The sequence below is a fragment of the Methylobacterium sp. J-030 genome (assembly GCF_022829545.1).
GTDB lineage: Bacteria > Pseudomonadota > Alphaproteobacteria > Rhizobiales > Beijerinckiaceae > Methylobacterium.
Genome location: NZ_JAKSYM010000218.1, coordinates 1 through 4,234 on the forward strand (window position 1 = coordinate 1; position 4,234 = coordinate 4,234).

Below are 4,234 nucleotides of genomic sequence, written 5' to 3' on the forward strand. Positions count from 1 at the left end.
AGGATCAGATCCGCGTGCGCCTCGATTGCCGGCCGGCTGTCGTCGCTGTGTGTCGGTTTGGGAGCGACGTGACCCTGCTGTGCAAACTGCTGCGACCAGCGACTGGCACTCGACACGCTTACCCCGAACCGCGCCGCCACCCGGTGAAAGGACGCACCTCCGGCCAGGGCCGCCACGACGCGCTCGCGCAGATCGACAGACAGGGGTGAAGGCATGGCTCGCTCCTTCACCAGTCGACGCACCAGCCACCATCCCATCGAAACACCGCCGGGAACGGCTCTAAATCTGGCTTTTCTCTTCGATGGAGAGCACCACGGCGTGGGCGGGCGGGTTCAGGTAGACGGCGTCGACCTTCGCGGCGAAGGCGGGATCGCGCAAGCGCTCGAACGTGCGCAGCCGATGTAGCTGGAGCCGGTGAGCGTCCCAGATCCGCTGCACGGCGCGTAACGAGATCCCGACCGCCCGAACTACGGCACCGGCCGGTCCAGTGGGTGACCTCGCCCGGCGGCTCCGAGCAGGTCAGCGCGAGCACCTCGACCACCGCCTCGGTCGAATGGGGCGGCGTGCCGGGTGGACGCGTCTAAACGCGCAGCAGACCTTCGACGCCCGCCTTAGTGTAGCGCCGCTGCCAGCGCCACACGGCCGGGCGGCTGACCCCCGCCCGCCGGGCGACGTCCTGGACGCTCAAGCGCTCGGCCGAGAGTAGGACGATGCAAGCGCGTTGGGTAGGTTTGAGCAGGCGGGAGCGGTCCCTGGCGATCGCAGCCAGCCGTGCCCCGTCGGTCGCATCGAGAAGCACACAGACTGTCTGAGCCATAGCCCAGACCCGCACGCCTCACCGCCTCAGGGTTTTGCGCCGTCTTGTATCACATCTTTCGCTGCCTTGTAGGCTGCCTTTTTGGAACCCAGCTCCCAATGTCCCTGATCATCTTTCTTCAACTTTACAAGGCCCATATAGGCCTCAAAATTCGGAGCCCAGTACTCTTCGTCGAGCAATTCGTAGATAAAGGCGGCTTCGACGCCATAGGGCTTTTCGTAACGGCGCAGAGTTTCCATCATCTCCTTCAGTCCAGCCGCCTGACCTTCTTCTCCGTCCTTTTGACTTCCGAGATTATGATTGAACTCCGTGACCCATATAGGTTTCTTGTATTTTTGAAGCTGCTCAAACGGCCAACTGTTAATTTTTCCATATGAATGCCACACTGAAATATCCCAAGCTATATTATCGCTGTTCAAGCGCTCAAATATGCCGACATGCCCCCACCCTGCTGAACCGATGGCTCGTTTGGCGGACGGATTGCCTGACTTGATACCTTCCGATAAACCACGCAATACAGCCGCGACTTTTTCGTATCGCGGGCCATAATATTCGCTTGGTCCAACACCCCCTGCCGGGCCCCATTCACACGGATATTGCGTGCCGTCGTCCCTTCTTTCGCAAGGCTGAATAATAGCGTAGTTCTCCAATTCATTGCCCAACTCCCAAACGCCAATTTCTGGGATCCGCGATGCAAAATAATTCGCGAACGCGAGGCTTTTCGAATATAAGTCCTTCGGATCCATAGACTTTAGGTCATAGGGTGGCACCAAAACTGGCAGGATCTGCACGTTTTTCTTTCTTCCTATGGCAATAAGATTAAGTAGCGCGGGAAGCTTTTCGATGGACGTGACATCGATCCGGTAATAAGAACCGCCGAATCCCTTAACCAGATCGAGCTGTGTTTCAAAAGTAACGCCAGGATAAGAAATCAGCGGGTGGCCATTCGCGCCCCAAACTATTTCCGCGCGCGCCGTACTCACGTTGAACGCGGCAGCCGGACCGAAAATAAACAATGACGATACGAATGCTCGAACAACCGAGCGACCACGGCTGGAGACTTGTTTGCGCAATCCTGATGTTTCATTATAATTAAACATTAAATATCCCATTCGATTTCAGCTGAGATAACGTAGCTTGAATGCATTTTCACTGCCTCGGTCCAGCGTTTTACTACAGTAAAGCTGATCCGGCCTATCGTTTGCTGAGAATAACTAGACTCTCACTCGCGATGAGAATATTGCACAGACGCCTTGAACAACCGCGGAATAGTTAGATCTGGTTTCGATGCGCCAACCATCCTCGTCCGGAATCGTGTAAGCCAGTCCGGCCGGTTCCAGGGTATTGATGAGACCGGTTAAATCGGTCCTCATTCCAGCAGAAACCAGCCGAGCCGGTCATCACGGTCTCGGTGACGAGCGAACGCGGGCGCCCATTATTTCTCGGACGTTGAGATCGCCAATTTGTCATCGTGATCTGTGGATCGCAGAGTTTTGACGTCCTCCGCCAGTTTTCCGTTTTCCGCGCTGGTGCGCCGCATCGTAACACCCAAGACGTCTCCAGGTTGCAATAAATCCCCTTCATTAAGAATGCTCGTCACGCGTTGACCGCCGATGGTCCGCGAAACCGAGTAGGAATATACTGGAGCGCCTTGAGATCTAATTGAGTTGAGATTTTGTAGAAATACAAGCATCGACGATGAAGCAGAGGATTTTTCTTCGGTTTCGCTCAATTTATCTCGGGCTTCCGTGAGATCCAAAATCGCTTGCTGGCGGAATTTGGACCGAAGATCGATAGCCTCCCGTGCGAGTCTTGACAAATCTTGTTGTGCGCGAAGCCTGGCAGTTTGGTTGTCTAATTTGCTACTCTGAAGGCTGGCGACACCTTGCTCGGCACCGATTTGACGACTTGAAACAGAGAGCCCGCGGTTCATCAGATCTCGAACTGCATTCAAGTCTTGTTCATTGAGTTCGATTTGCCTGTCTGTGAGTTTAGCCTTTCGATCAAGCGTATCGATTTCACTTGCCAAATTAACTCGAACTTCATCAATATTTTTAAGCTGGGACGCCAATGTGTCGCGCCGCGATTCAAACACCTGCGTCTCCGATTTTACGGCCTGCGCAACGAAAGCGTCAGTTTTTACAACTTTCATAATGGGAGGTGGAAATTTAATCTCACTGTTGCCGCTCACTTCGGCCTCTAAGCGCGCCATTCTAACCAGCAGCGAGGTTTTTTCTGTCGAAAGAATATTAAGGCCACTAAATTGAGACATGGCATCTCTTACGTAAGCAATGGTGGCGGCATCCTGGGACCGATAGAAACCTCCGGCGATACTGACAGCTTGGAGGACAGAGAGATTCGGCCTGTAATCATATTCTCCAGGCTTCTCCACCGTGCCGGTTATGTAAAATGGCCTATATTTGACAACTTGCACCGAAGCTGAAGGGGGCTCCGCCAACCCAACCTTGGCCTGCATTTTGCTCGCGATTTCCTTTCCTATCTCCTCAACAGTCTTGCCATTGACATTTAGAAAGCCGATTATTGGAAGGAAAACTCCTCCACTTGAGTCTACAGTAAAATCGCCATCGAAAGCACTCCACTGATGGGCTTCGCCGCTACCAATGCGAAGATCAAAAACTTTAGTCTGAATTTTGTCTTGCGGTCCTAATCTATAGGGAGCGGATTGCGCCGCTACACAAGTTGCTTGCATAATCACGGCGCAAATTACGCAACAAACCAGCGCGCTCAACCGAGCCATAGTAAACTGCATCTTTCTATGCTCAAATCGTCTGAGTGAACTAAAAATTATTATATCAGGACTGTCGGATGTGTCAACTTTGAACTCATCACTCATTATGAATGATTTCGCTGAAAAGACTTATATATCAATTCGACTCGCGTTGCCATTTTTGTGTTACGAGGGAGACGCAATTTATACGTTGGCGTTGATATTCGTGCTGCCACCTCGCCGGCCTTGTGGCGGCTCTTAAAGCCGGAACCGATGTTTTGGTCGACGATCTCTCAATCGTCTGAAGCTTGACTGATGGCGAGCAGCCGCACTTTGGGACGTGGGGTTTTCGCCGGCACGTCGGTGCAAACCTTGGCGAGCTTAAAAGAACTGCGTTTGAGCGGAAGGAACGCGTTCGAAGCGGACCCGACACTACATACGATGTGACACGTTTGTAGGATTCCGAGCGACTGGCCTGCCCCCTAAAAGTTGTCCTCCCTGCGGTATAGCTTCGCGCCATGTGGAGGATTTTATGATGCGTCGGAAGAAGCATACGGCTGAAGAGATCGTCGCCAAGCTTCGCCAAGTCGATGTCTTGGTCTCGCAGGGCCGCAAGGTCTCCGAAGCAATCCGATCCATCGAGGTGACGGAGGTCACGGACTATCGTTGGCGATCCGAGTACGGCGGCT

4 protein-coding genes and 1 pseudogene are annotated in these 4,234 nt (G+C 53.3%); 1 reads left to right on the plus strand and 4 read right to left on the minus strand.

The features are described 5' to 3' along the window. The 4 genes and pseudogenes from MKK75_RS14670 to MKK75_RS14685 all read right to left on the minus strand — a co-directional run. Positions 1 to 215, minus strand: a 215-nt coding sequence (locus MKK75_RS14670; RefSeq protein ID WP_244043290.1) for a helix-turn-helix domain-containing protein, incomplete at its 3' end; no start/stop codon positions are given. 67 nt (positions 216 to 282) lie between these two features. Further along, positions 283 to 817 (minus strand): annotated as a pseudogene (locus tag MKK75_RS14675) (helix-turn-helix domain-containing protein); the annotation flags it as partial. A gap of 26 nt (positions 818 to 843) precedes the next feature. Next, positions 844 to 1,917, minus strand: coding sequence for a glycosyl hydrolase (locus tag MKK75_RS14680; RefSeq protein ID WP_244043291.1), 1,074 nt, complete (start codon positions 1,915 to 1,917; stop codon positions 844 to 846). A gap of 335 nt (positions 1,918 to 2,252) precedes the next feature. Continuing rightward, the gene (locus MKK75_RS14685) at positions 2,253 to 3,671 is read right to left on the minus strand and encodes a polysaccharide biosynthesis/export family protein (RefSeq protein WP_244043292.1); all 1,419 of its coding nucleotides are present in this window, start codon (positions 3,669 to 3,671) and stop codon (positions 2,253 to 2,255) included. A gap of 409 nt (positions 3,672 to 4,080) precedes the next feature. On the opposite strand from MKK75_RS14685, the gene MKK75_RS14690 reads away from it, so the two are divergent. After that, a partial coding sequence (locus MKK75_RS14690) for a transposase (protein ID WP_244043293.1) occupies positions 4,081 to 4,234 on the plus strand: 154 nt, incomplete at its 3' end.